This is a genomic window from Methylocystis sp. (assembly GCF_021731785.1).
Lineage (GTDB): Bacteria > Pseudomonadota > Alphaproteobacteria > Rhizobiales > Beijerinckiaceae > Methylocystis.
In genome coordinates, this window is sequence record NZ_JAKFWS010000050.1 from 1 (window position 1) to 21,310 (window position 21,310).

Here is a 21,310-nt window from a genome sequence, read left to right on the forward strand (position 1 = left end):
GAACTCAACCCGGTCGAGAACCTCTGGCAGTTCATGCGCGACAACTGGCTCTCCAATCGCGTGTTCAAATCATACGACGACATCGTCGACCATTGCTGCGACGCCTGGAACAAACTCATCGAACAACCCTGGCGCATCATGTCCATCGGTTTGCGCGACTGGGCGCATCGGTTCTGATCAGCACAGGTTGGTATAACTAGCGCTTGGTCGCGAGGGCGAAAGGGCTGGAGCGGCGCTGAGAAAGCGCATGGCAGTCGTTCGGCGTTTCGACCGGGACCTCGGCCCTCGGCGAGCGACGACACGAAGAAAGGCGAATTGCCGCGCGGCGCGGCTGCTCTAAATGGCATGTCGCTGGGCGGGCTGAATGCGTGAGGCGTCGAATGTCGCCCCAGCGAGATTTTGGTCGGATCGCTGAAACGTTGCTGATCGTCCTGATTTTGGCGACGGTCAACGCCGCCCTTTATGGCGTCATCTACCGGATGCTGCGATAGCCAGACACATCGGCGTCGGCATCGCTTTCGACAGAAAAGTCGCGCTTGTCGCCGCGCACATTTCTCGTTCGTTTATCTAATCCACGGCTCCATCCTCGCGCCGCGGCTCAGGATGGAGCCGCTGGGAGGATGTTGAAAGTCTGGTTGGTGATGGCCCTGAACGTTGTATCTCTGTCGATCGTCGACGAACGGTAAAACTGGCTGAAGATCGCCAAGCCTCAGACATTCTAAATGCGAGCGATTATGACGTAACGCGCGCCCTATCGGGTATACCAGACGTAGATGATGGAAAAGGCCAAAGCCAGCGCAAAGCCGATCATCATATTGCGCAGAAAGCCGCCGCCGAATTCATCCATCTCGCTTCTCCGATAGTCACGCCGCGTCGCGCACTCTGGCGGAAGCCTACCGACCGCGCAACAGCGGCGTTCGCGCCTCATTTCGTCTCGCCACAATCTTGAGTATATTGGTGCTTGAGCGCAATTCTATTCCCGCCGCGCCGACGATCTAGCCGCCTTAGGAAGGATGCCGCGATGAAACTTGATCTCGGCGCGCTCTCCGTCGTTCTCAACCAGAGCACGGAAACTTCCGGCCCGCTGTCCGGCGCGACCTTCGTCGTCAAGGAGAACATTGACGTCGCAGCGCACGTTTCGACCAACGGCCATCCGAAATGGGCGCAAACGCATGCCGCCGCCGAGCGCAATGCGCCTGTCGTCGATCGTCTGCTTGGCGCAGGCGCGCACCTCGTCGGTAAGACCAATATGGACGAGATGGCCTATAGTCTGCTCGGCGCCAATCCGCATTACGGCACGCCGATCAATCCGGCTACGCAAGATCGGCATCCAGGCGGCTCGTCTTCAGGCTCTGCGGTCGCCGTGGCCGCGGGACTCGTGAATTTCGCCATCGGCACCGACACCGCCGGCTCCTGCCGCGCGCCGGCCGCCTTTTGCGGAATCTTCGGCTTTCGCGCTTCACACGGCGCTGTGTCGATGGAGGGTATCATTCCGCTTGCGCCGTCCTTCGACGCCATCGGCTGGTTCGCCCGCGACATCGGCGCCTTGGCGTCGGTCGGCGAAGCATTGTTGCCGGTAGCCGCAAAGGACGAGGACGTCGGAGAAGCCGTGCTGCTCACCGACGCCTTCTTAGGAGTCGAAATGGATTTCGCCTCGGCGGCGGCGCAGCCGATCGACGCCTTGAAGGCGTTCGGCCCCTGGCGCGAAGCGACGCTCGGCGAAGATTTCTTCAAGTCGGCGCTCGGGCATTTCCGCAACATGCAGGCGTTCGAGGCCTGGGCCGCAGATGGCGCCTGGATCACCGCGAACAGCCCCGCCTTCGGCAAAGGCGTCGAAGAGCGTTTTGCCTTCGCGGCCAAGGTCACCGCCGACCAAAAGGCAGCCGCCCAAGCGTTCCGCGACAAAGAGCGGCCAAGGATTGACGCGATGCTTGGCGCGCGCGGCGTCGTCGTCATGCCCACGACGCCGTTTCGCGCGCCGCTGCTGACCGAAAGCGAAGAGGCGCTCGACGCCAAGCGCTATCAGATGATGCGCCTCTTTCTCATCGCCAGCTTTTTCGGGCTGCCGCAGATCAGCATTCCGCTTGCGACGAGCGACGCGCCGGTTGCGCTTTCCTTCGTCGGCCGGCATGGCGCTGATCGCGCATTGATCGCCTTCGCCCAGCGCTTCTGCGCGCAGATGAAGCAATCGCGCTAAATTCGGTTTTACGCTCGCGCTTACTATCGGTCGTCATTGCGAGGAGCGAAGCGACGAAGCAATCCAGAAGTCGCGGGCGCATTCTGGATTGCTTCGCCTGCGGCTCGCAATGACGAATTCGACAAGGGCGCTTGCTCAACCGCTCGGCTGCGGCCCGTGGCCCAACAGATTCTTGATCCGCACCGTCAGCCGCTCGCGCACGTCGCGATAGGCGTCGAGTATGGCTTCACGCGATCCCTGGGCGGCGGTCGCGTCCGGCGTTGGCCAATAGACGACGTCGACGGCCATGGTGCGGGTGAACTCCAGCGCCTTGTGATGCGCCTCGGGAGACAGCGTCACGATCAGATCGAAGTTGGAATCTTCGAGATCTTCGAACATGTGCGGCTTGTGGGCCGAAATGTCGACGCCAATCTCCTCCATCGCCGCGATGGCGAAAGGGTCCGGCGCGCCGCGTTTCAGTCCCGCCGAAGCGAAATAGATTTCGCGGCCGAAATAGTGCCTCGCGATCGCTTCGGCCATGGGTGATCGAACAGTGTTCAGCGTGCAGGCGAAGAGGATCGACTGGGGTCGCGTCACGTCGCTAACGCACTTTCATCGACGGCTCGGCGCCGACTGCCGGTCCCGTTCAATAAACGCCGCAAGCTCCTTCGTCTGATCCGTGAACAACTGCAGCTCGTTGATGTCGAGCGGCTCGCTCAGGCGCTGCATCAACAGCAGGTCCCCTCCTTCAGCGAAGGCCGGGGCCAGGCCGCAAAAGAAAAATCCCAGTGCGCGAGCGGATTCCACGAGAAGCGGCAGGCCTGGATCGCCGATATGCGCGGAAAGCTGCACGGCGCGACCGCCCAGGCTGTCGACGTCGCTGATCGCTTGAGCGAGTTCGATGGCGACGTTCGATCCAATCGTCTCGAAGCGAATCCTGCCGTAGCCGCCAGCGTTGACCGCGAAGCTGGTCATTGATCGCGTCTCCGCCGGCGTCTTGCTGTCGCGCCTAGAAACGCCGACGCCGAGACGATCGTAAGTCGCCGAAATGACGTCCAGATATTCGCGCGGCGCGACGATCTCGCATACGCGCGACGGCTGCAGATAGCGGAACGTCAGCAGAAAGCTCTGACGCTGACCTGCCGTCGGCACAGGCAGGTCCTTCGAATGCAGCGTCTCGGGCGCCGCGCCGAGCAGAATGGCGGTCGTCGGCATGCCGGCGCGCTCGTCGTTGCGCTGCGAGAATGTGTGAGTCGTAACGGGTTCGGCGTAGATTCCGACGAGCCCGAGTCGTTGAGCCTCATCGGTCAGCCGCTCGGTCATCCGCTCCAGAAGATGGCGTCCGCGATACGAGGGCAGCACGACCGCTTCGCCGCGTTCAGCGATCGCTGCGCCGGGCTCGCGCTCCAGCGCCACATGTCCGATCACCTCGCCACGCACGTCTCGGCTCACCACCGGGATCAGCTCGCCGCTCTCGACCTTCCGCCAATAGCGATGCGGCGAGAAGACCTCGCGATGAACGTAATTGTGTCCGTAGACAACGAGGAAGCAGCGCGCGATCGCCGCCGAGTCGCTCTGCCGAGGGGCGTCGATCTCAACCGCTTCCGTCGGTGCCGCGGCTTCGGCGACCGGTGCCTCTACGCTCGTCGCCTCGCGAGAGGTCTCGATGCTGCGATGGAGCGCGATCTCCCAGCCGTCGACGCCCCGCTCCCGGTAGGAAACGCCGGCGTCCGGCCGCAGATGCGCGCCGAGCGACGGAAGGATGGCGGAAAATCGGGAATGGCCGTTAAGCAATATCCGCGCGCGCACTTCGCGTTTGGATGACGACAGAAGCACTGAAGCGCGTTCCGGGCCTGTGTTCGACTGGCAGAGAATGCGCCAGATTTCCTCGGCGTCAGCGGCGATCAAGCTCGCAGCCAACGTCGGAACCCCCTCGACAAGCGACGCCTCGCGCACGAAGGCGCGAAGAAGTTCGCCGCCTTCCGCGTCCATCGACAGCCGCAACTCGGCGAAGCGATCCGAATGATTTTTTTCCATGCGAAGAATTCCAGTGCAACACAATCGAGCGCCGCGACGCGTGACGCTGCAGCATTGGCGCCAAGCGTCGCCTTCAACCTTTCCAGTGCAACGCGGTGATCAGCGTGAAGATGCGGCGCGCCGTGTCCTGATCCGTGTCGATCTTGCCTTTCAGGCGTTCGAGGAGAAGCTGCGCGCCTTCGTTATGGAGACCGCGGCGGCCCATGTCGATCGCTTCGATCCTGCTCGGCGTCGCATGGCGGATCGCCGCATAATAGTTTTCGCAGATCATGAAATAATCTTTCAGAATGCGTCTGAAAGGCGTCAGCGAAAGTATATGGGTGATGAGACAGGCGCCTTCCGCGTCGCAAATTCTAAAAACGAGCTTCGCGTCGGCGAGCGAAATGAGCAGCGCGTAAGGCCCGCCGTCATGGCCGACCAGCGAGAAGCTGTTTTCCTCGATCAGATCGTAAATCGCGATGGCGCGCTCGTGCTCCTGATCTGCGGAGCCGCGGCCGATCGAATTTTCGTCGAGGGTGACGGAAATCAGGCGCTTCGACTCGCTTGACTCCACGCCTCACGCCCCAAGCTGATTGAGGCGGATCGACACCGAACGGGCATGCGCCTGCAAGCCTTCGGCCTCGCCGAGCGTCACGGCGGCAGCGCCGATGGCGCGCAGCGAGTCGGCGTCGCATTTCAGGATCGAGGTGCGCTTGACGAAGTCGAGCACGCTGAGGCCCGATGAGAACCGCGCCGAACGCGCGGTCGGCAGCACATGGTTCGATCCACCGATATAATCGCCGACGGCCTCGGGCGTGTAGGCGCCGATGAAAATCGCGCCGGCGTTCGACACGCGCGCGGCGAGGTCCTCGGCGTCTTCGCTGATGATTTCGAGATGTTCGGCGGCGATGCGGTCGGCGAGCGGAATGGCGTCGGAAAGCGACTTCACCACGATTGTCGCGCCATAGTCGCGCCATGAGGCGCCGGCGATTTCCTTGCGCGACAGCGTCGAGAGATGCCGCTCCACCGCGGCGACGACCGCGTCGGCAAGCGCCGAATCGTCGGTGATGAGGATCGACTGCGCGGATTCGTCATGCTCCGCCTGCGCGAGGAGATCAGCGGCGATCCAATCGGGATTGGCGGAGGCGTCGGCGAGAATCAGCACTTCCGACGGCCCGGCGATCATGTCGATGCCGACCTGTCCGAAAACCCGGCGCTTGGCCGCCGCCACCCAAGCGTTGCCCGGACCGACGATTTTGGCCACGGGCGCGATCGTCTTCGTGCCATAGGCCAGCGCCGCCACCGCCTGCGCGCCGCCGACGCGGTAAATCTCGTCAATCCCCGAGCGCTTCGCGGCCGCGAGCACCAGCGGCTCGACATGGCCGCCGGGCGTCGGAACGACCATGACGATACGCTTCACGCCGGCGACCTTCGCCGGCACGACATTCATGAGAACCGAAGACGGATAGGCGGCGGTGCCGCCGGGCACATAAAGCCCCACCGAGTCGAGCGACGTCCAGCGCCAGCCGAGTTCGACGCCAGCGGCGTCGCGAAAGCGTAAGTCCTGCGGCCTCTGCCGCTCGTGAAAGGCGCTGATGCGCTCGAGCGCAAGATCGAGCGCCGCGAGCTGCTCGGGAGAACATTTGGCTTCCGCCGCGGCGACCTCCTCGCGCGATACGGCGATGCCGGTCTCGTTGAGGTCGATGCGGTCAAAGCGCTTGGAATAGTCGACAAGCGCCGCGTCGCCCCGGGCGACGACATCCTCGATGATCCCGCGCACGGTGTCGTCGACATCCTGCGACGCCTCGCGCTTCATGGCGAGCAGCGACGCGAAACGCTGTTCGAAATCGGGCGCCGCGGCGTCCAAACGCAGGGTCATGATCCTCTCCAGCCGGAAGTCCGGCTGTCATGGCCCTCGGGGAGCGCCCTCGTCAAGTTCGTCGCTGAGATCATGGGCCGGCCGGGCGCCCACCTTCCAGCGCGGGCCCACGTCGCAAAGCTGCGCCTCGACGCATTCGACGTCGAGCGCGATTGACGCCCCGCCGGCGAAATAGAGCCGAACGACGCCGGAGGGCGGCTCGGCGCCCGGCTCGAAAGTGACTGCCAGCAGCTCAAGAATGGCGTCCGGCCGGTCGCGCGACACCCCCTGGCAGCGCACGCGCTGCACGCCTTCGAAATGCAGGCCGCAGCGGCAGCGCTCCAGACGCCCGTCAAGCTCGGCGGCCCAGTCAAAGCGCGATCCGATGAGGGCGAACCGGCGCTTGTCGGGAAGAAAGGCGATGTCGCCGACGCGCACCAGGGCATCCTGCAGATGCGCCGACAAGAGCGAAAGATCTTCGCTGTCGAGCGCATGCAGGCGCAACGCATGCGCACAAGGCCGGCTGGGCGGTTCCATGTCCTCTCCTCCTTCGCCCGATATGGCGAAGGACGCGGGTCGACGCAAGGCCACGCAGCGCCGAGTGATCTCACCCTCGCCTTGAGGAGTGAGGAGCCTTGGCGAGGGGCGCAATCTCACTCGAGTGACGGGGCCGAGGCGTCTCAGGCCGCCCTCGCCAAAACGCGCCCAAAGGGCGCGGGAGAATTGATGGGCTGCGCGTCAACGGCGGTCTCTCAAAAATTCTCGCGGAGACATGATATAAGGGCGTTTCCCGAGGAGTTCATGAGTCTGTCCGAAACTTCCGAAGCGCCGGTTCTAACGCTTAAGTCTTCGCTCGCCGGCCTGACCCGCGCGGAGATCGCCGAAGCGTTGCGCGGGTTCGGCCTGCCCGAGCGCGAAATCCGGATGCGCGTCTCGCAGATCTGGCACTGGATGTATTTTCGCGGCGCGCGAGATTTTGGCGAGATGCTGAACGTCTCGAAGGCGTTGCGGGCGCAGCTTGCCGACGCCTTCGCACTGCGCCTGCCGGACATCGTCGAGGAGCAGCTCTCGGTCGACGGCACGCGCAAATGGCTGCTGCGGCTCCAGCCGGTCGACGCCTTCGACAAGGGCGCGGAAGTCGAATGCGTCTATATCCCGGAGAGCGACCGCGGCACGCTCTGCGTCTCCTCGCAGGTCGGCTGCACGTTAAATTGCAGCTTCTGCCACACGGGCACGCAGCGGCTCGTGCGCAATCTAACGACCGCCGAGATCGTCGGGCAATTGCTCGTCGCAAGGCAGCGCCTCGGCGATTTTCCCGATCGCGAACGGCCGACCGACGGTCTCGTGCCATCTGGCGAGGGCGTGCGCGCGGTCTCCAACATCGTCTTCATGGGCATGGGCGAACCGCTCTATAATCTCGACAATGTCATGGCGGCGGTCGACGTCATGGCTGACGGCGACGGGCTGGCGGTTTCCAAGCGCCGGATCACCGTCTCGACCTCTGGCGTCGTGCCGCAGATTGAACGTCTGGGCGCCGAATGCGGACCGGCGCTGGCGATCTCGCTTCACGCGGTGCGCGACGATCTGCGCAACGAACTCGTGCCGCTCAACAAGAAATATCCGATTCATGCGCTGCTGCAGGCCTGCCGCGATTATCCCGGCGCGTCGAACGCGAGGCGCATCACCTTCGAATATGTGATGTTGAAAGGGGTGAATGATTCGCCCGCCGACGCCAAGGAGCTGGTGCGGCTCCTTAAAGGCCTGCCGGCCAAGATCAATCTGATCCCGTTCAATCCCTGGCCTGGCGCGCCCTACGAATGTTCGGACTGGGAGACGATCGAGCGCTTTTCCGACATCGTCTTCAACGCCGGCTACGCGAGCCCGGTGCGCACCCCGCGCGGCCGCGACATCCTTGCCGCCTGCGGGCAGCTGAAAAGCGAGACCGAGAAGCTTCGGGCGAGCGCGCGGATGGCGGCGGGTTAAGCACCGCCGCATCATGCTCTTTGGCGTTAGGGCCGGCGAGCCCAACCGGCGTAACCAGCCAGCGCCGCCAGCGCCGCTGAAATGGCGACATTCCAATTCGCCAGCGTCAGGCCGAATATCCATAAGTTCGGCTCGTCGCAGCGCACGACCTTCGTCGTTTGAAGCTGCTTCATGAATTCGGCGACCGACGACGCCGTCGACAGCGGCCCCGAACAGTCGGACGGCCCCGCGAAGACTTTCCACTCGACGCCCGAATGATAGAGGGAAAGAATGGCGTTGCCGGCGAAGATCAGCGCCATCAGCAGGAAGGCCGCGCGCGCCAGTCGCTCTCTGCCCATCTGGGCGGTAAAAGCGGCGAGCGGCGCGAGCGCGAAGGCCGCGTAATAGGGAATGCGCTCCTTGTAGCACAGCTCGCAGGGCAGATAGCCGAGCGACTCATAGATCCAGGCGCCGCCGATCGCCGCGACGGCCGCGGCGAGAATGAGGAGCGACGCGTTGCGGGACTCCAGCGCGCAGTCCATGACGCCGCGCCATCCCAATCGTCCAAACCGCCCGTTCAAAACATCTTCGCCGCAAGCGCGAAGCCGGCGACGACAATCACCGCCAGCGACGCCATGAACAGTCCGAAATGGCTTTCGAGCCTTGAGCGGATCGGATCGCCGAAGCGGTTGATCGCCGCCGCCAGGATGAAGAACCGCGCGCCGCGCGTAATGAGCGACAGCACGATGAACAGCGGGAAATTATAGGCCATCAGCCCCGAGACGATGGTGACGAGCTTGTAGGGAATGGGCGTCAAGCCCTTCACCAGAATGAAGATCGCGCCCCATTGGGCGTAAAAGGCGCGCAGCGCCTCCATCTTCTCGCCGTAGCCATAGAGATTGATCAGCCACTGGCCGATCGTATCGTAGAAGAGCGCGCCGAAGGCGTAGCCGAGCGCTCCGCCCGTAACCGAGGCGAGCGTGCAGATTCCCGCGAAATACCAGGCCTTTTTCGGCTCGGCGAGCGTCATCGGGACCAGGATCACGTCGGGCGGCACCGGGAAGAAGGAACTCTCGGCAAAAGCGATCGCGCCGAGCGCCAAGGGCGCGTGCCGGCTTGCCGCGAGCGACATGGTCCAGTCGTAAAGCTTTTTCATCCGTTTCCGAGGTTGGGGAGGCGCGCCCCGCGCATAGCACGTATCTTATGGAGAAAGAAGTTTCGCGGGTTGACGGGCGCCGCGCCGCGGCTAATATCCGCGCCGCTTCGCTGGCTTCCCTGCCGACGAGAAGCCCCTGTGGCGGAATTGGTAGACGCGCTCGACTCAAAATCGAGTGCCGCAAGGCGTGCTGGTTCGACTCCGGCCAGGGGCACCACCCAAACTCTTTAAAAAGTCGGGTTTCGGCGGTTGTCGAACATGACGTTCGGATCGAGCGTTCCGCGGACTCAGCCGACCGATCGCCGCCATTCCCGCGACAGGGCCCCGCTCCTGTCGCGTCGTCGCTTGATCCGCATTCGTCACAGGTGGCAGAATTACGCGGATGGCATGGGCCGACATTTCTTGAAGGTGACGTTCAAGAGCTGTTCGGCCCTTTTGAACGACTGTTCCTCCTTGGCATTCAGATCAGATTCGACCGTGGCGCAGTCTTTCCCGGTGAGCAGCCGATTGGCAATATGAAATCCCAATGCGCGATAGACTTCGAACTGTTCCTCGCTGAAGAATTGGTTCAGCGTAGTTTCATGCGGGAAGTCGGGATTGCGCTTTTTGTAATCCGTCACGTAGTCGTTTTCATCGCCCGTCAATGAGGCTTTCAGGTAGATCAATACGCCCGCTTCCGCTTCAGCAGCCGTTTCGCCGGGATATTCGATAATCCCGATCGCCGCATGCGGGCCGGGATTCATCGTTCGCTTCTTTTCCGCGACGATTTCAGCGCTGGTCTCTCTGGTGTGACGTTTGATCTCGCCCCAGGGCAGGCGGATACGAACGCCGAGGTCGATGCGGGCGAGACGCTGAAGCTGGACGAGCGCGGGAAAGTCCATGCTCCCGTCGGCTTCGCCGTCGACGACGATGATGACCGCGGCGCGCCGGCGCAGCAATTCGTAGACGCCGAGATTGTCGATGTGGCCGCCGTCGCTGAGGAAAACGTATCTGAAGCTTTCGCGGGTGCGAAAAAAAGCCTCCGCGAGAAAATAGCGCGGCCGGGGCCAGGTGAGATGTTTGCCGAATTTGCTCAGCTGCTGCGGGTTCGGGAACCATCGCCCGAGACGCACGTTGAGCAGCGCCAGCGTGAAGGCGAGCGGCCGCAAGGACGCGATGCCCATATTGGGCGCCGCCGCCGCCCCCGAAATCGCCATGGCGGTGCCGATGTCCCCGGACCAAAAGTCCTTCAGAGCCGCGGTTTCGACATAGCCGGTGACCTCGCTGCCGACAAAATTGCGGCTCAGCAGGAAGAAGTCTCCATTGCGGCCGCGGCGGTTAGCTATTGGCGACCCGGGCACATTGAGGGTGGTGTTGATGAGGTGATAAGGCGTGTAGACGTTTGAAATATCGGTGAGTGGGAAATCATTCGCGGCGATTTTCCTGTTCTTGTTTATTTCATCCCACTTTTTCGTTGGATCGAGGAGAAAGGCGTCGACCAGCCGATCCCGGTAGAATTGATGCAAGGAGTTCGCGTTGACGTCGATAAAATACCAAACGAAAAGGAAAATCGGGAGCGCCGTTCCAAGATAGACGATGACCGGCGGCGTCAGGTGCGCGCGCCAGAAGCCGGGCTCGATCGAATCCCAAGCGGCCCATTGAGCAAAGCCGAAGAGCGACTGAAGAAATTCGGGAGCGTGCCGATAGTTCAATTCGGAGACTGACGCCGAAATTCCCCAGTATGAAAGCAGAATATAGACCACCCATATACCCAACGGGATAAAGAGCGCGACAACATAGATCACGAGCTTGCTCGCGAGTTTGACCGCCTTTTGGGCTAGGCTGTCCTGTTTCTTGTCGACCGCTGACTTTGCGATGAGATTCATAAAGGGCACGACGATCGGGCTCGCCACCGCCGCAACCATCGAATAATATTTTGATAGTTTGAGAATGCCGTCGGCGACGGCGCCGCTCGCGCCGCCCTCCCCGAACTGGGCAAGGATAAATATCGGCTGTATTTCGACAATAAGCGCCACCAGAATGAAAGTGACGAAAACGCCGAAACCTGCAGCGATCGGCCGACGGATGTCTCTCGGCGGCCCATGAGCCGCCAAGGCATATCCGATTAGCAGGACCGCAATGAACAAGGTCACGGCGGTCGTAATCGGAAACGGGTTGTCGCCCAGGAGCCCGGCTAATCTGCCGCCAAGGAAGCTTCTGGAATCGAGGTCGCTATAGGTCGGGATAAAGAAGATGGTGAGCGCCGCCAGCGCAAGCAGGATCGGGAGAGCAATGAGCGCGCCAGTGAGCAGCCCTCTCAAATAAATCGCCGCGAAAACGGGAACCGATCGCAGTCCATTGGGCACGAGATAGCGCGAATTATCCCGAATATGCTTGGTGTGGCGCGTTTCGCCGTCATAGCTGTTCGCCGGATCGAACGGAAACTTGCCTTTGTCTTTTGACATGGCGAGCGTCATCGCCGAGCCGATGTAGCCTCCGCCTGAAACGGTTGAAAGATAATCCAGCCGATTGATCAGTCGGGCGCTGTCGAGACCCTGCAGCGCGCCCATACAGAAGGCGGCGCATCTGACGCCGCCGCCGGAAAGCGCCAGGCCGACGAGTTCGTGGTCCGTTGTAGGCTTAACGTCGGCGGTCGGAATCTCCGGTCGTTCCAATTTCCGCCGGCGCTCATTGATAACTTTAATCTCATTTGCAAAAACGTAGGGAAAATCCCTTGGCGCATCGGCGTTCATGTGCGTCTCCGAAAATCAGCGAAAACATCGCATTTCATCGCAATTATCAGCAGCCGTCCGCATCGCAGTTGCGACCGCCGTGTTTAGATTTAGATCAAAATGCTGCGGCTGGACAAGCTGACGCGTGATATCTTTCTGAATCGCGCGTAGGGTCAAACTTTCCTGCAACGCGGCAGTCGCGTGACAGCTCGGCGCACGGGCGCGCGCGAAACATCGTGCGGCGTCTCGCCGGGGGGCTCGTCTAACCTACCGCGGGTAGGCGCCGAGCGATCGCGGCGCGCCGGGCGCGTTCGGATATTTCGACGGCTCGAAAGCGTCGCCGCGCCGGACTTTAGGCCGCCGCAATCCCTCGCCGACCCTGACCGTCGCGGAGACGGTCGTTCGCGGCGCGCTCGATTCGACGACGGCGCGCTCGGTTCGATCCGATCGCTCGCCGGTTTGCGCCGGCTTGGCGGCGTCGCGTTGAAGGCCCTCGACCTGACTGGAAAGCGCGCCGATCGCAGCGCCTGTCTCCGTCTTCATTGCGTCCATGCGCTTGCCAAGACTTTCGACAGCATCGGCGACGGGCGTCGCCGCCTGCATCGAAGATCGCATCGCCTCCATCTCGGCGCGCAGCGCCCGGATCTCCTCTTCCATCTTCTGCGTGGTGCGCAGAAACGCGGCGCGATCCGCACTTTCCTGCGTCGCCATGGTCCGGAGGAAGTCGGGCATTGCGGCGAGCGTCGGCCAAGCGGCTTCGGCGATCAACCAGCCGGCGAGACCGACGGCGCCATAGAGCAGCCCGGCCCACAGAAGCCGCGCGCCGCGGATAACCGCGCCCTTGAACGCCGCGAGCGGCCGTGACGCGACATTCGTCTCGGGAGCATCCGAGATATTCCTCGCCAGCGTCGCGTCCGAACGGGCTCCACTCAACTCCGGACCGTCGGCCGCGAGAGCTGCGGCCGGGCTGAAGTCGAGGGCGGCTATTCCCGTTTGGTCGGTCATGGCGCAAGATTGAGAGAACGCAAGTTTTCGAGCGTCGCGCCGATTGTTTGAAATTGGATTAACATTCTATGCGGACGGCGCCCCGAGGCCGCCAGGAGTTCAAACGCCATGATTGAAAAAATAGAGTCGTTTCCAAACGAAATCGCGGGTTTTTCGCGAAAATGACCGCCAACATGGAGGCGCTGGTCTTCCCCTCGCGAATTCGAAAGCCATCGTCTTCCAGCCCCGAGAACGCTTCTTCTCACGTCGCCGCGCAAGCGCGCGCCCGTAAGCCATCGTTTACAATTTGATAACAGGATGCTGTTCCCCTCGTTCGCCAATCGATATTCGTCGCGATGCGAGGAGCAATCCTATGGACGAGGTAGGCGCGCCAAACGAGACGTCCGCCGAAGCTCTTACGCAAACGAGCGAGCAGAACGCAGCGCCATCCGCTTTGGAGCCCGCGATTCAGGTCTCCGCTTGCGAGCCTGCGGCGCTGGTCTCCGTCAGCGACACGTCCGATCCCTCGAGAAAGGTCGAGATCAGGATCAAGCTCGGATTCGACGACCAGTCGCTGCAAGGCTTTTTGTCATCTCTCAAAAACGGCGATCGATTGCAGCCCCAAACATCAGAATATATCAGCCTGACGGCGCCCTTTAAGGATGAGGGTTTCGCCTCTGCCCGGAAGCGGGCCGGCGACGAACAAGGCTTACGCATTTCTCCGATCGCGCTCATTGTGATTTTCGCTGTCGGATTTGGGTTGAAGCTGCACTTCCATGACATCCATTTTCCAGTTTTTCCCGATCAGGCCGGCTCGTCGATCAAGGGCTTGGTCGACAGGATTGTCATGTCCGAGTCACAGGGAAACCCGGATGCACGAAACAAATTTTCTTCCGCGGCCGGATTGGGACAATTCATCAACGCCACATGGATGGCGCTGATCAAGAAACACCGGCCCGACCTCGCCGGCGCCATGAGCGACAAGGAGATTCTCGACTTGCGCAAAGACCCCGAGCTGTCCCGAGAAATGACGGCGCGCTATGTCGAGCAAAACACCTCAATCTTGATGAAGAAGGGTCTGCCGGTCACGCCTGGATCGCTCTATCTGGCGCATTTCGCCGGACCGGGCGGCGCGGCGGCGATCCTGTCCGCGCCCGAAGAAGTAGACGCGGCGACGGTGATCGCCAGCGTCGATGGACAGCCCGCCAGAACCCGCGAAAAAATCGTCAACGGAAATCCATTCTTGAAAGGCTTCACCGTGAAAGACCTCAAGAACTGGGCCCATCTCAAGATGCAGGGGATCAACCTGGAGCCTGCCGCGCCGCCGGCGCTGGAGAATTAGCCGGGCGATCCGCGAGTGCCGTGCGGGTCGCTTTAGCCTCGCCGCGACGCGCCGCCGCTCTTGATTTCAGCGCCGCTCTGCTTAATTCGCCATTGCGGCTCGCTCTCGGACGAGGAAAATCCAATGGCTGACGATGAAAACCCCACAGTTCAAAAGAACAAATATCTCTTCGCCGGCGTCGGCGCCGTTCTGGGCGGCCTGACCGGCGTTGCGATCGGCGGCGCACTCGTCGCGGTCGTGGGCGCCGGGCTTGGCGGACTCCTCGGCTACAATATGCTGAAGCGGCTGTGACGCGTCAGGCGTCGGGCTGACCCAAAAAGAGCAGCGCCAGCGCCGCGGAGCCGATGAAGCGGAACGCGGCCTGCTGCAGATCAGGCCCGACCCGCCACATCTGGAACCATTCTCCGCCGACGGCCATGAAGCCGAACAGATAAAGGCCGACCGCGAGCGCAATCCCTGCGATCGCGACGCCCTTGGCGGCGTTGAAACGCGTCCCTTCCGCCTTGCGCGTCAGCAACAGTCGCCACGCCCCCGCGAGGATGAGCGCGGCGGCCGCGAACTCGACCGCGATAATGAAAGCGTAAAGCATTCGATGGAGCGTTGGATTGGTGACGGCGCGCCACTCCAGCGGGCTTCCGGCCGGCACCTGATCCATCGACATTACACGGCTGACGATCTGGTAATTCGTCTCGTAGTCGGTCACATTATTGATCGCGACAAGCAGAATCAGGGCGCCGAGCGCCGCGGTCAGCAAGATTTTCGAAAATCTGATCAGCATGGAGAGCCACTCCCAACCGCAGCCTAGCATGACCTGATCGATTGATCTTGGGGCGCGAGGGCTTACAACACAGTCTGGTCTCCCTTCGGACAAGCGTCCATGATCGATCTTCACTATTGGCCGACGCCCAACGGCCACAAGATTACGATTTTTCTCGAAGAAACGGGGCTCGCGTATCAGATCAAGCCGGTCGACATCAGTAAGGGGGATCAGTTCAAAGCTGAGTTTGTCGCGATTTCCGCCAATAGCCGCATGCCGGCCGTCGTCGATCGCGCGCCGGCCGATGGCGGCGCTCCCGTGGCGCTGTTCGAATCTGGCGCGATCCTGGTCTATCTCGCGGAGAAGACCGGAAGGCTTCTCCCCGCCGACCTTCACGGCCGCGCCCGAACGCTGCAGTGGCTGTTCTGGCAGGTGGGCGGGCTTGGCCCGATGGCCGGTCAGAACCACCATTTCGCCAAATACGCGCCGGCGAAAATTCCTTATGCGATCGAGCGCTACCGCAACGAGACCGGTCGTCTCTATGGCGTCATGGACCGCCAGCTCGCCAAAACGCCTTTCCTCGCCGGCGAATATTCCATCGCCGACATCGCCTGCTATCCATGGGTCGTCCCGCATGAAGACCAGGGCCAGGATCTCCACGACTTCCCGCACCTCAAGCGCTGGTTCGAGTCGATTCGGTCGCGGCCGGCGGTGATCCGCGCCTATGCGGTCGGCGCGCCTTTTGAGCGGCGGCGTCTCGATTTTACGGCGCTGGAGCGCGAAATACTTTTCGGCCACACGACCGAGCGCGACGACGCAAAATAGGCTATGGCTGCGCGGCCTTTTTCAAACAGGACAAGCCGCATACCATGTCGAATGATCGCCAAATCGCCGCGCAGGAGACCGCCAAGGCGCTGATCGAAGTGCAGGCGGCGCTGGTCAATGTCGACAAGCCCTTCATCACCACCGCAGGCTGGGCGTCGCCGGTCTATATCGACATGCGCAAGATCATCGCCTTCCCGCGGTTGCGTCGCCGCCTCGTCGAATTCGCGACGCGGACGATCGAACGCGACATCGGCTATGAATCGCTCGATATCGTCGCGGGCGGCGAGACCGCCGGCATTCCTTTCGCCGCGTGGATCGCCGACAGCCTGATGCTGCCGATGCAATATGTGCGCAAGAAGCCCAAGGGCTTCGGCCGCAACGCCCGCATCGAAGGCGACGTTGTGGCGGGCGGCCGCGCCCTGCTCGTCGAGGACCTCGCGACCGACGGCGGCTCGAAGAAGGACTTCGTGCAGGCGCTGCGCGAGTCCGGCCAGCGCTGCGACCATGTTTTCGTGTTCTTCTTCTACGATATTTTTGCCGGCGCCCGCGAGGAGCTCGCGGCGATGGGCATTACGCTGCACGCGCTGGCGACATGGCGCGACGTGCTTGCTGTCGCTCGCGCGCACAACTATTTTCCCGACGACGCGCTGAACGAAGTCGAAGCCTTCATCGCCGATCCCGTCGCCTGGTCGGCGGCGCATGGCGGCCTCGCCAGGGCGAAGGGCTAGTCGGGCGGGCGTTATTAGCCGCAGCTGATGAATTCGCGATAGACCCAGCCGAGTCGCTTGCCGCCGGCGCTCGTCACATAGGCCCAGGGCTTGCCGTGATCGTCCTCGCCGTAGCGCTGCACGATAATGGCGTTCCCGTCTTCAATGGCACCGATGACATTCTTGCGCTGATCGTGGATGACGATCGAGACGCCCATGACGTCGCTCGCGACGCAACGGTCGCCGGCGAGCGCCGTCGCGCCCCAGGCGATCGCCGCCGCGAGCGCGGCAAGGGTCAGGCCGGCGAATGGCGCAAGCTTTTGGGTCATGAAAGACCTCCCGATTGAATTGAAAGGACCTATAGTCAAGGTTTGGAGGTCGCGGATTGCGCCAGCGCACATGGAGCCGGCATGCGCAGATTGATGTTCTTGCTTATCGGAGCGCTTTCCGCATCTTACGCCCGCGCCGACGAACCGCCGCCGGGCTTCGCGCGTCTCGCCGACGTGGCGCCCGACGTCATTCAGGAGATGCGCTATGCTGGCGCCGATAATTTCACCGGCGAGCCCGTGCCCGGCTATCGCGCGCCGCAATGCTGGCTGCGCACCGAGGCCGCCAAAGCGCTGGCCGCCGCGCAGAAGGACGCGCGGGCGCGCGGCGTTTCGCTCGTCGTCTACGATTGTTATCGCCCGCTGCGCGCCGTTTCGGCCTTCGTCGATTGGTCACGCAACGCCGACCAGCGGACAAAGGCGGCGCATTATCCGCGCATCGACAAGAGCGCGCTGTTTCCGGAAGGCTATATCGCCGAACATTCGACCCATTCGACCGGACTTGCCGTCGATATTGGGGTCAAAGGCTGGAACTTCGGCACGCCTTTCGACTTTTTCGACCCTCGCTCATGGACGAAAGGCAAAACCTCAAAGACGGCGCGGGCGCATCGCGACGCGCTTGTCGCGCTGATGCGCCGCCACGGCTTTGATAATTATCCGCGCGAATGGTGGCATTTCACATACAAGGGCGCTGACGGCGCGCCGAGTTATGATGCCGAGATCAAGTGAGTCGGTTCGCGCCGCGCGATTGAACTGAAGCCTCATGCGTCCGTCTTTGCTCGATCCCTTCTTCGGTCGCATCGCCGCGCTGCCTGGCGTCGGACCGAAAACCGCCAAGCTGTTCGACCGGCTGCTCGCCAGGCCGGGAAGCGAAGCGCGCCTCGTCGATCTACTTTTCTATCTTCCGTCCAACGTCATCGACCGGAGCGCGCGGCCCACGATCGCCGCCGCGCCGCTCGATACGATGGTCGTCTTGAAGGCGTGCGTCACCGAACATCGCCGGCCGCAGGGCCGCTATTCGAAATCTCCCTATCGCGTGCTCGTTGAAGACGACACCGGCGATGTCGAGCTCGTGTTCTTTCTGGCCAATCAGGACTGGATCGAGCGCAGCCTGCCGATCGGCGCGACGCGCTGGATATCGGGTCGCATCGAGCTTTACGACGGCCGCCGCCAGATCGTGCATCCCGACCGCGTCCTTGACGACGCCGGATTTGCAAAACTCCCAGCGTTCGAACCTGTCTATGGACTCACCGAGGGCTTGCAGGCGCGCTATGTCTCACGCGCGAGCGAAGAGGCGCTGGCGCGCCTGCCGAGCCTTGCCGAATGGCAGGATGCCAGCGTTCTTTACGCCAACAAGTTTCCGGCATTTGCCGAGGCGCTGCGCGCGGCGCACCGGCCCGCAGGCGCCGATGCGCTCTCTCCGCAGCACCCGGCGCGTCAGCGTCTTGCGCTCGATGAGCTGCTCGCAAGCCAGCTGGCGCTGCGGCTCATTCGCGCCAAGATGCGGCGACCAAGAGGTCGCGCGCACAAGGGCGACGGCCGCTTGGCCGGCGCAATCGAATCCGGCTTGCCGTTTCGACTGACGCGCGCGCAACAGCGCACGCTCGAAGAGATTCGCGCCGACCTTGCGTCGGACAAACGCATGCTGCGGCTTGTGCAAGGCGACGTCGGGTCCGGCAAGACGATCGTCGCGGCGCTGGCCATGGCGAGCGTGACGGAGACCGGCCGTCAATGCGCCCTGATGGCGCCGACCGAAATTCTTGCGCGCCAACACTACGAGCGTCTTGCGCCATTACTCGTAGCTGCAGGATTACGCGTTGCATTGTTGACCGGCCGGGCCAAGCCGAGCGAGCGGACGGCGCTCCACGCCGCAATCAAGGCTGGAGAGATTGACATCGTCATCGGCACCCATGCCCTGGTGCAAGGCGATCTCGCCTTTTGCGACCTCGGCCTCGCCGTCGTTGACGAGCAGCATCGCTTCGGCGTCGAGCAGCGGCTGGCGCTGGGCGCCAAGGGCGACGCCGTCGACGTGCTGGTAATGACGGCGACGCCAATTCCGCGCACGCTGGCGCTGACCGCGTTTGGCGATATGGACTGCTCCGCGCTCGACGAAAAGCCGCCCGGCCGCACGCCGGTCTCGACGCGGGTGCTTCCGGCCGAACGGATCGAAGAGGTGATCGCCGGGCTGCGGCGCGCCCTAGCGCAGGGCGCGCGCGCCTATTGGGTCTGCCCGCTCGTCGAGGAGAATGAGGAGCTCGACCTCGCAGCGGCGCAGCAACGCCGCGCCGATCTCGCCAAACTCTTTGGAGCGGCGGTCGGCCTTGTTCATGGACGCATGAAGTCGGCTGAAAAGGACGCCGTGATGGACGGGTTCCAGCGCGGCGACGTCAAAATTCTGGTCGCGACCACGGTGATCGAAGTCGGCGTCGACGTTGCGGAGGCGACCATCATGGTCATCGAACACGCCGAGCGCTTCGGTCTTGCGCAACTGCACCAGCTGCGCGGTCGCGTAGGACGCGGCGCGGCGGAATCTTCATGCCTGCTGCTTTACAAAGGTCCGCTGAGCGACGCCGCCAAGGCGCGCCTGATGATCATAAGGCAGACGGAAGACGGATTTCGAATTGCTGAGGAAGATCTCCGGCTGCGCGGCGAGGGCGAAATTCTCGGCGTGCGGCAGGCTGGTTTGCCCAGCTTTCGCCTCGCCGATCTCGCCGCCCATGCACGGCTCCTCGCCATCGCGCGCGACGACGCGGAATTGATATTGCGCCGCGATCCAGAACTGACGAGTGAGCGAGGCCAGGCGTTGCGCGCCCTGCTCTATCTGTTCGAACGCGACGAGGCCGTCCGCCTGCTGCGCGCCGGCTGACGCGATGTCCCACGTCAGACGCGACGCGCGATCACGACTCGGTTGCTGTTGACGCCCTTCACATTGTTGGCGACGCCCCAACAGTTGCTAGTTTTGGTGAAGCTCTGCGCATTGACCAGCACGCCGAGCCGCTCGAACGGAAGCTCGTCGAGCGCGCGCCAGACCAGTTGCTCCAAAGGAAGCGCGCCGCCCCTCACTTCGCCGACCTCATAAGCGACGTGGCCGCCGGGCTTCACCACTCGGGCCAGTTCGGTAAAAACCGCACGTGTCATCGCGCTCCAGTCTCGCGGCGCGCGAAGTTGCGAGAGGCTGATGCCCCCGGCGTCGATTCCCGCAAACCAGTTGCGCAGCCAATTGTCTCCGCGATAATCGACGACATCCAGAAACGGTGGCGAGGTGACGACGAGATCGACCGTTGCGTCACCGATGTGCGTCAAGCGCGCCGCGTCGGCCACGGCGAGCTCAGCGTCGCAAGCGAGCGGCGCGCCTTCTGCGAGCAGCGCGCGCGATTTCTTGAGAATCAGCTCGCCGATGTCGCGCCGCGGCGGCGTTTGCGCGCGACGCGCGTTGATCTTCAGTTGCGCCTTGATCGACACGGCCTGGTTCGGCGGCATCGTATAGACCGAAAAGAATCCGGGCGAGTGGCCAGTCAATCGATTGAGCGCCACCATCCGAAGCCAGTCGTCGACGGCGTCAAGGACGCCGTCGTTCTCGCGCACGAGCAGATAATGGCGCAGCGCGCAAATCTGCCGCAGCGTCTCAAAATGATAGAAGGCGAGAAGATCGTCGCGTTCGATTTCGCCGCGCCCCCACGGCGCCGCCGCCAGCCGCGCCTCGATCTCGCCAAGCGTTGGAGGACGCAGCCGCGGTCGCGTCAAGAGCAGCGACAGCGGATTGGCGTCGGACCCGATCGGCTTTCGTCCCATGAACGCCGCTTGCAGAACGCTGGTGCCGCGCCCCATGAATGGATCGCACAGGACATCGCCCGGCTGCGTCAGCCGATCGATGAAGAACGCCGGGAGCTGCGGCTTGAAACAGGCGCGATAGCTGATCTCATGGAGCGGATGCGCGCGCCGTTGTCCGGCGGTCCAGAAGGCGTTGACGTAATAGGCAACGCCTTCGGCGATGACGACGCTGGTCGGCGCGCCGAACTCCGACCGCCGCAATTCCTGAAAAAATCCCGAGTCCGTGAACTTTAGGGCGGCGCTCATGCCTCAATCGCGCCGACGATCGGCGAGACTCGGCAACGACTTGATCCTCGCTCCGGCCGCGCGGCGCGCGAGCGAAAGTTCATATTGAGTCTGCAACTCGAGCCAATCTTCGGGTTCGACCCCAAACCAATGCCCGAGCCGCAACGCCGTATCGGCGGTGACCCCGCGCTGCCCGTTGATGATGGCGGTGACCCGATTGACCGGCACGTCGATATCTCGCGCCAGGTCCGACGCCGTCAGTCCAAGGTCCTGCAAATGACGGGCGAGAATTTCGCCGGGGTGCGACATCCCATTCTCCATCGACGCCAGTTTGCGTTTTGCCGAACGCGGGCGAACGCCCGCGCGTCGCAGCCGTGGTGGACGGCGCGCATTCGCGGGCGCTCCGCCCCGAACGCCGCTCAAGAACCGTCTGG

21 protein-coding genes, 1 tRNA gene and 1 pseudogene are annotated in these 21,310 nt (G+C 62.8%); 10 read left to right on the forward strand and 13 right to left on the reverse strand.

What is annotated here, in order from left to right:
* Positions 1 to 177: pseudogene (locus tag QZ964_RS10170) on the forward strand (IS630 family transposase); the annotation flags it as partial.
* A gap of 844 nt (positions 178 to 1,021) precedes the next feature.
* A complete protein-coding gene (locus QZ964_RS10175) occupies positions 1,022 to 2,197 on the forward strand; it encodes an amidase (protein ID WP_292531420.1) in 1,176 nt (391 codons plus the stop codon).
* Positions 2,198 to 2,332: 135 nt separating this feature from the next.
* On the opposite strand, the gene QZ964_RS10180 is transcribed toward QZ964_RS10175, so the two are convergent.
* From QZ964_RS10180 to QZ964_RS10200, 5 genes are all read right to left on the reverse strand, one after another.
* Positions 2,333 to 2,773, reverse strand: a complete 441-nt coding sequence (locus tag QZ964_RS10180) for a low molecular weight phosphatase family protein (RefSeq protein WP_292531422.1) — start codon at positions 2,771 to 2,773, stop codon at positions 2,333 to 2,335.
* A gap of 15 nt (positions 2,774 to 2,788) precedes the next feature.
* Positions 2,789 to 4,213: a hypothetical protein gene (locus tag QZ964_RS10185; protein WP_292531424.1), complete on the reverse strand. Its 1,425-nt coding sequence runs from the start codon at positions 4,211 to 4,213 to the stop codon at positions 2,789 to 2,791.
* Between the two features lie 73 nt (positions 4,214 to 4,286).
* Complete coding sequence (locus QZ964_RS10190; RefSeq protein WP_292531425.1) at positions 4,287 to 4,766, reverse strand: UPF0262 family protein; 480 nt, start codon at positions 4,764 to 4,766, stop codon at positions 4,287 to 4,289.
* Between the two features lie 3 nt (positions 4,767 to 4,769).
* Positions 4,770 to 6,071, reverse strand: a complete 1,302-nt coding sequence (gene hisD / locus QZ964_RS10195; protein WP_292531426.1) for a histidinol dehydrogenase — start codon at positions 6,069 to 6,071, stop codon at positions 4,770 to 4,772.
* Between the two features lie 27 nt (positions 6,072 to 6,098).
* Positions 6,099 to 6,587, reverse strand: coding sequence for a DUF2948 family protein (locus tag QZ964_RS10200; protein ID WP_292531427.1), 489 nt, complete (start codon positions 6,585 to 6,587; stop codon positions 6,099 to 6,101).
* A 264-nt stretch (positions 6,588 to 6,851) separates the two neighbouring features.
* Here QZ964_RS10200 and rlmN point away from each other — a divergent pair, with 264 nt between their 5' ends.
* Positions 6,852 to 8,033 (forward strand): 23S rRNA (adenine(2503)-C(2))-methyltransferase RlmN, encoded by a 1,182-nt coding sequence (gene rlmN / locus QZ964_RS10205; RefSeq protein ID WP_292531428.1) that lies wholly within the window; start codon positions 6,852 to 6,854, stop codon positions 8,031 to 8,033.
* Positions 8,034 to 8,059: 26 nt separating this feature from the next.
* Here the strand turns inward: rlmN and QZ964_RS10210 are convergent, their stop codons facing one another.
* Together QZ964_RS10210 and QZ964_RS10215 are read right to left on the reverse strand one after the other, a co-directional pair.
* A complete protein-coding gene (locus tag QZ964_RS10210) occupies positions 8,060 to 8,554 on the reverse strand; it encodes a disulfide bond formation protein B (protein ID WP_292531430.1) in 495 nt (164 codons plus the stop codon).
* A 35-nt stretch (positions 8,555 to 8,589) separates the two neighbouring features.
* The gene (locus tag QZ964_RS10215) at positions 8,590 to 9,168 is read right to left on the reverse strand and encodes a YqaA family protein (protein ID WP_292531431.1); all 579 of its coding nucleotides are present in this window, start codon (positions 9,166 to 9,168) and stop codon (positions 8,590 to 8,592) included.
* A 132-nt stretch (positions 9,169 to 9,300) separates the two neighbouring features.
* Between QZ964_RS10215 and QZ964_RS10220 the strand changes: the two genes are divergently transcribed.
* A tRNA-Leu gene (locus QZ964_RS10220) sits at positions 9,301 to 9,385 on the forward strand.
* A 157-nt stretch (positions 9,386 to 9,542) separates the two neighbouring features.
* Here QZ964_RS10220 and QZ964_RS10225 read toward each other — a convergent pair.
* Both QZ964_RS10225 and QZ964_RS10230 read right to left on the reverse strand, forming a co-directional pair.
* The gene (locus QZ964_RS10225) at positions 9,543 to 11,900 is read right to left on the reverse strand and encodes a patatin-like phospholipase family protein (RefSeq protein WP_292531432.1); all 2,358 of its coding nucleotides are present in this window, start codon (positions 11,898 to 11,900) and stop codon (positions 9,543 to 9,545) included.
* Positions 11,901 to 12,146: 246 nt separating this feature from the next.
* Positions 12,147 to 12,884 (reverse strand): hypothetical protein, encoded by a 738-nt coding sequence (locus QZ964_RS10230; RefSeq protein WP_292531433.1) that lies wholly within the window; start codon positions 12,882 to 12,884, stop codon positions 12,147 to 12,149.
* A gap of 352 nt (positions 12,885 to 13,236) precedes the next feature.
* Between QZ964_RS10230 and QZ964_RS10235 the strand changes: the two genes are divergently transcribed.
* Both QZ964_RS10235 and QZ964_RS10240 read left to right on the forward strand, forming a co-directional pair.
* On the forward strand, positions 13,237 to 14,205 hold the full coding sequence (locus QZ964_RS10235) for a transglycosylase SLT domain-containing protein (RefSeq protein WP_292531434.1): 969 nt from the start codon (positions 13,237 to 13,239) through the stop codon (positions 14,203 to 14,205).
* Positions 14,206 to 14,328: 123 nt separating this feature from the next.
* On the forward strand, positions 14,329 to 14,496 hold the full coding sequence (locus tag QZ964_RS10240; RefSeq protein ID WP_292531436.1) for a hypothetical protein: 168 nt from the start codon (positions 14,329 to 14,331) through the stop codon (positions 14,494 to 14,496).
* Between the two features lie 4 nt (positions 14,497 to 14,500).
* Here the strand turns inward: QZ964_RS10240 and QZ964_RS10245 are convergent, their stop codons facing one another.
* The gene (locus tag QZ964_RS10245; RefSeq protein WP_292531437.1) at positions 14,501 to 14,983 is read right to left on the reverse strand and encodes a DUF2165 family protein; all 483 of its coding nucleotides are present in this window, start codon (positions 14,981 to 14,983) and stop codon (positions 14,501 to 14,503) included.
* Between the two features lie 99 nt (positions 14,984 to 15,082).
* Between QZ964_RS10245 and QZ964_RS10250 the strand changes: the two genes are divergently transcribed.
* Together QZ964_RS10250 and QZ964_RS10255 are read left to right on the forward strand one after the other, a co-directional pair.
* Positions 15,083 to 15,787: a glutathione binding-like protein gene (locus QZ964_RS10250; protein WP_292531438.1), complete on the forward strand. Its 705-nt coding sequence runs from the start codon at positions 15,083 to 15,085 to the stop codon at positions 15,785 to 15,787.
* A 44-nt stretch (positions 15,788 to 15,831) separates the two neighbouring features.
* Positions 15,832 to 16,515, forward strand: a complete 684-nt coding sequence (locus QZ964_RS10255) for an orotate phosphoribosyltransferase (RefSeq protein ID WP_292531439.1) — start codon at positions 15,832 to 15,834, stop codon at positions 16,513 to 16,515.
* A gap of 14 nt (positions 16,516 to 16,529) precedes the next feature.
* Here QZ964_RS10255 and QZ964_RS10260 read toward each other — a convergent pair whose 3' ends face one another.
* Positions 16,530 to 16,823, reverse strand: coding sequence for a peptide-binding protein (locus tag QZ964_RS10260; protein WP_292531440.1), 294 nt, complete (start codon positions 16,821 to 16,823; stop codon positions 16,530 to 16,532).
* A gap of 81 nt (positions 16,824 to 16,904) precedes the next feature.
* On the opposite strand from QZ964_RS10260, the gene QZ964_RS10265 reads away from it, so the two are divergent.
* The gene (locus QZ964_RS10265; protein WP_292531441.1) at positions 16,905 to 17,549 is read left to right on the forward strand and encodes a M15 family metallopeptidase; all 645 of its coding nucleotides are present in this window, start codon (positions 16,905 to 16,907) and stop codon (positions 17,547 to 17,549) included.
* A gap of 34 nt (positions 17,550 to 17,583) precedes the next feature.
* Positions 17,584 to 19,686, forward strand: coding sequence for an ATP-dependent DNA helicase RecG (recG, locus tag QZ964_RS10270; protein WP_292531442.1), 2,103 nt, complete (start codon positions 17,584 to 17,586; stop codon positions 19,684 to 19,686).
* Between the two features lie 14 nt (positions 19,687 to 19,700).
* Here recG and QZ964_RS10275 read toward each other — a convergent pair whose 3' ends face one another.
* Both QZ964_RS10275 and QZ964_RS10280 read right to left on the reverse strand, forming a co-directional pair.
* The gene (locus tag QZ964_RS10275) at positions 19,701 to 20,897 is read right to left on the reverse strand and encodes a DNA methyltransferase (RefSeq protein WP_292531443.1); all 1,197 of its coding nucleotides are present in this window, start codon (positions 20,895 to 20,897) and stop codon (positions 19,701 to 19,703) included.
* A gap of 3 nt (positions 20,898 to 20,900) precedes the next feature.
* Positions 20,901 to 21,185 carry a HigA family addiction module antitoxin gene (locus QZ964_RS10280; RefSeq protein WP_292531444.1) on the reverse strand — a complete coding sequence of 95 codons (285 nt, stop codon included), beginning with the start codon at positions 21,183 to 21,185 and terminating at the stop codon, positions 20,901 to 20,903.
* Positions 21,186 to 21,310 lie beyond the last annotated feature (125 nt).

Bases quoted from the DNA above. Each gene is read 5' to 3' on its own strand.
- QZ964_RS10175 (WP_292531420.1), top strand. From the start codon at position 1,022: ATGAAACTTGATCTCGGCGCGCTCTCCGTCGTTCTCAACCAGAGCACG.
- QZ964_RS10185 (WP_292531424.1), bottom strand. From the start codon at position 4,213: ATGGAAAAAAATCATTCGGATCGCTTCGCCGAGTTGCGGCTGTCGATG.
- hisD (WP_292531426.1), bottom strand. From the start codon at position 6,071: ATGACCCTGCGTTTGGACGCCGCGGCGCCCGATTTCGAACAGCGTTTC.
- QZ964_RS10200 (WP_292531427.1), bottom strand. From the start codon at position 6,587: ATGGAACCGCCCAGCCGGCCTTGTGCGCATGCGTTGCGCCTGCATGCG.
- rlmN (WP_292531428.1), top strand. From the start codon at position 6,852: ATGAGTCTGTCCGAAACTTCCGAAGCGCCGGTTCTAACGCTTAAGTCT.
- QZ964_RS10210 (WP_292531430.1), bottom strand. From the start codon at position 8,554: ATGGACTGCGCGCTGGAGTCCCGCAACGCGTCGCTCCTCATTCTCGCC.
- QZ964_RS10215 (WP_292531431.1), bottom strand. From the start codon at position 9,168: ATGAAAAAGCTTTACGACTGGACCATGTCGCTCGCGGCAAGCCGGCAC.
- QZ964_RS10225 (WP_292531432.1), bottom strand. From the start codon at position 11,900: ATGAACGCCGATGCGCCAAGGGATTTTCCCTACGTTTTTGCAAATGAG.
- QZ964_RS10230 (WP_292531433.1), bottom strand. From the start codon at position 12,884: ATGACCGACCAAACGGGAATAGCCGCCCTCGACTTCAGCCCGGCCGCA.
- QZ964_RS10235 (WP_292531434.1), top strand. From the start codon at position 13,237: ATGGACGAGGTAGGCGCGCCAAACGAGACGTCCGCCGAAGCTCTTACG.
- QZ964_RS10240 (WP_292531436.1), top strand. From the start codon at position 14,329: ATGGCTGACGATGAAAACCCCACAGTTCAAAAGAACAAATATCTCTTC.
- QZ964_RS10245 (WP_292531437.1), bottom strand. From the start codon at position 14,983: ATGCTGATCAGATTTTCGAAAATCTTGCTGACCGCGGCGCTCGGCGCC.
- QZ964_RS10250 (WP_292531438.1), top strand. From the start codon at position 15,083: ATGATCGATCTTCACTATTGGCCGACGCCCAACGGCCACAAGATTACG.
- QZ964_RS10255 (WP_292531439.1), top strand. From the start codon at position 15,832: ATGTCGAATGATCGCCAAATCGCCGCGCAGGAGACCGCCAAGGCGCTG.
- QZ964_RS10260 (WP_292531440.1), bottom strand. From the start codon at position 16,823: ATGACCCAAAAGCTTGCGCCATTCGCCGGCCTGACCCTTGCCGCGCTC.
- QZ964_RS10265 (WP_292531441.1), top strand. From the start codon at position 16,905: ATGCGCAGATTGATGTTCTTGCTTATCGGAGCGCTTTCCGCATCTTAC.
- recG (WP_292531442.1), top strand. From the start codon at position 17,584: ATGCGTCCGTCTTTGCTCGATCCCTTCTTCGGTCGCATCGCCGCGCTG.
- QZ964_RS10275 (WP_292531443.1), bottom strand. From the start codon at position 20,897: ATGAGCGCCGCCCTAAAGTTCACGGACTCGGGATTTTTTCAGGAATTG.
- QZ964_RS10280 (WP_292531444.1), bottom strand. From the start codon at position 21,185: ATGTCGCACCCCGGCGAAATTCTCGCCCGTCATTTGCAGGACCTTGGA.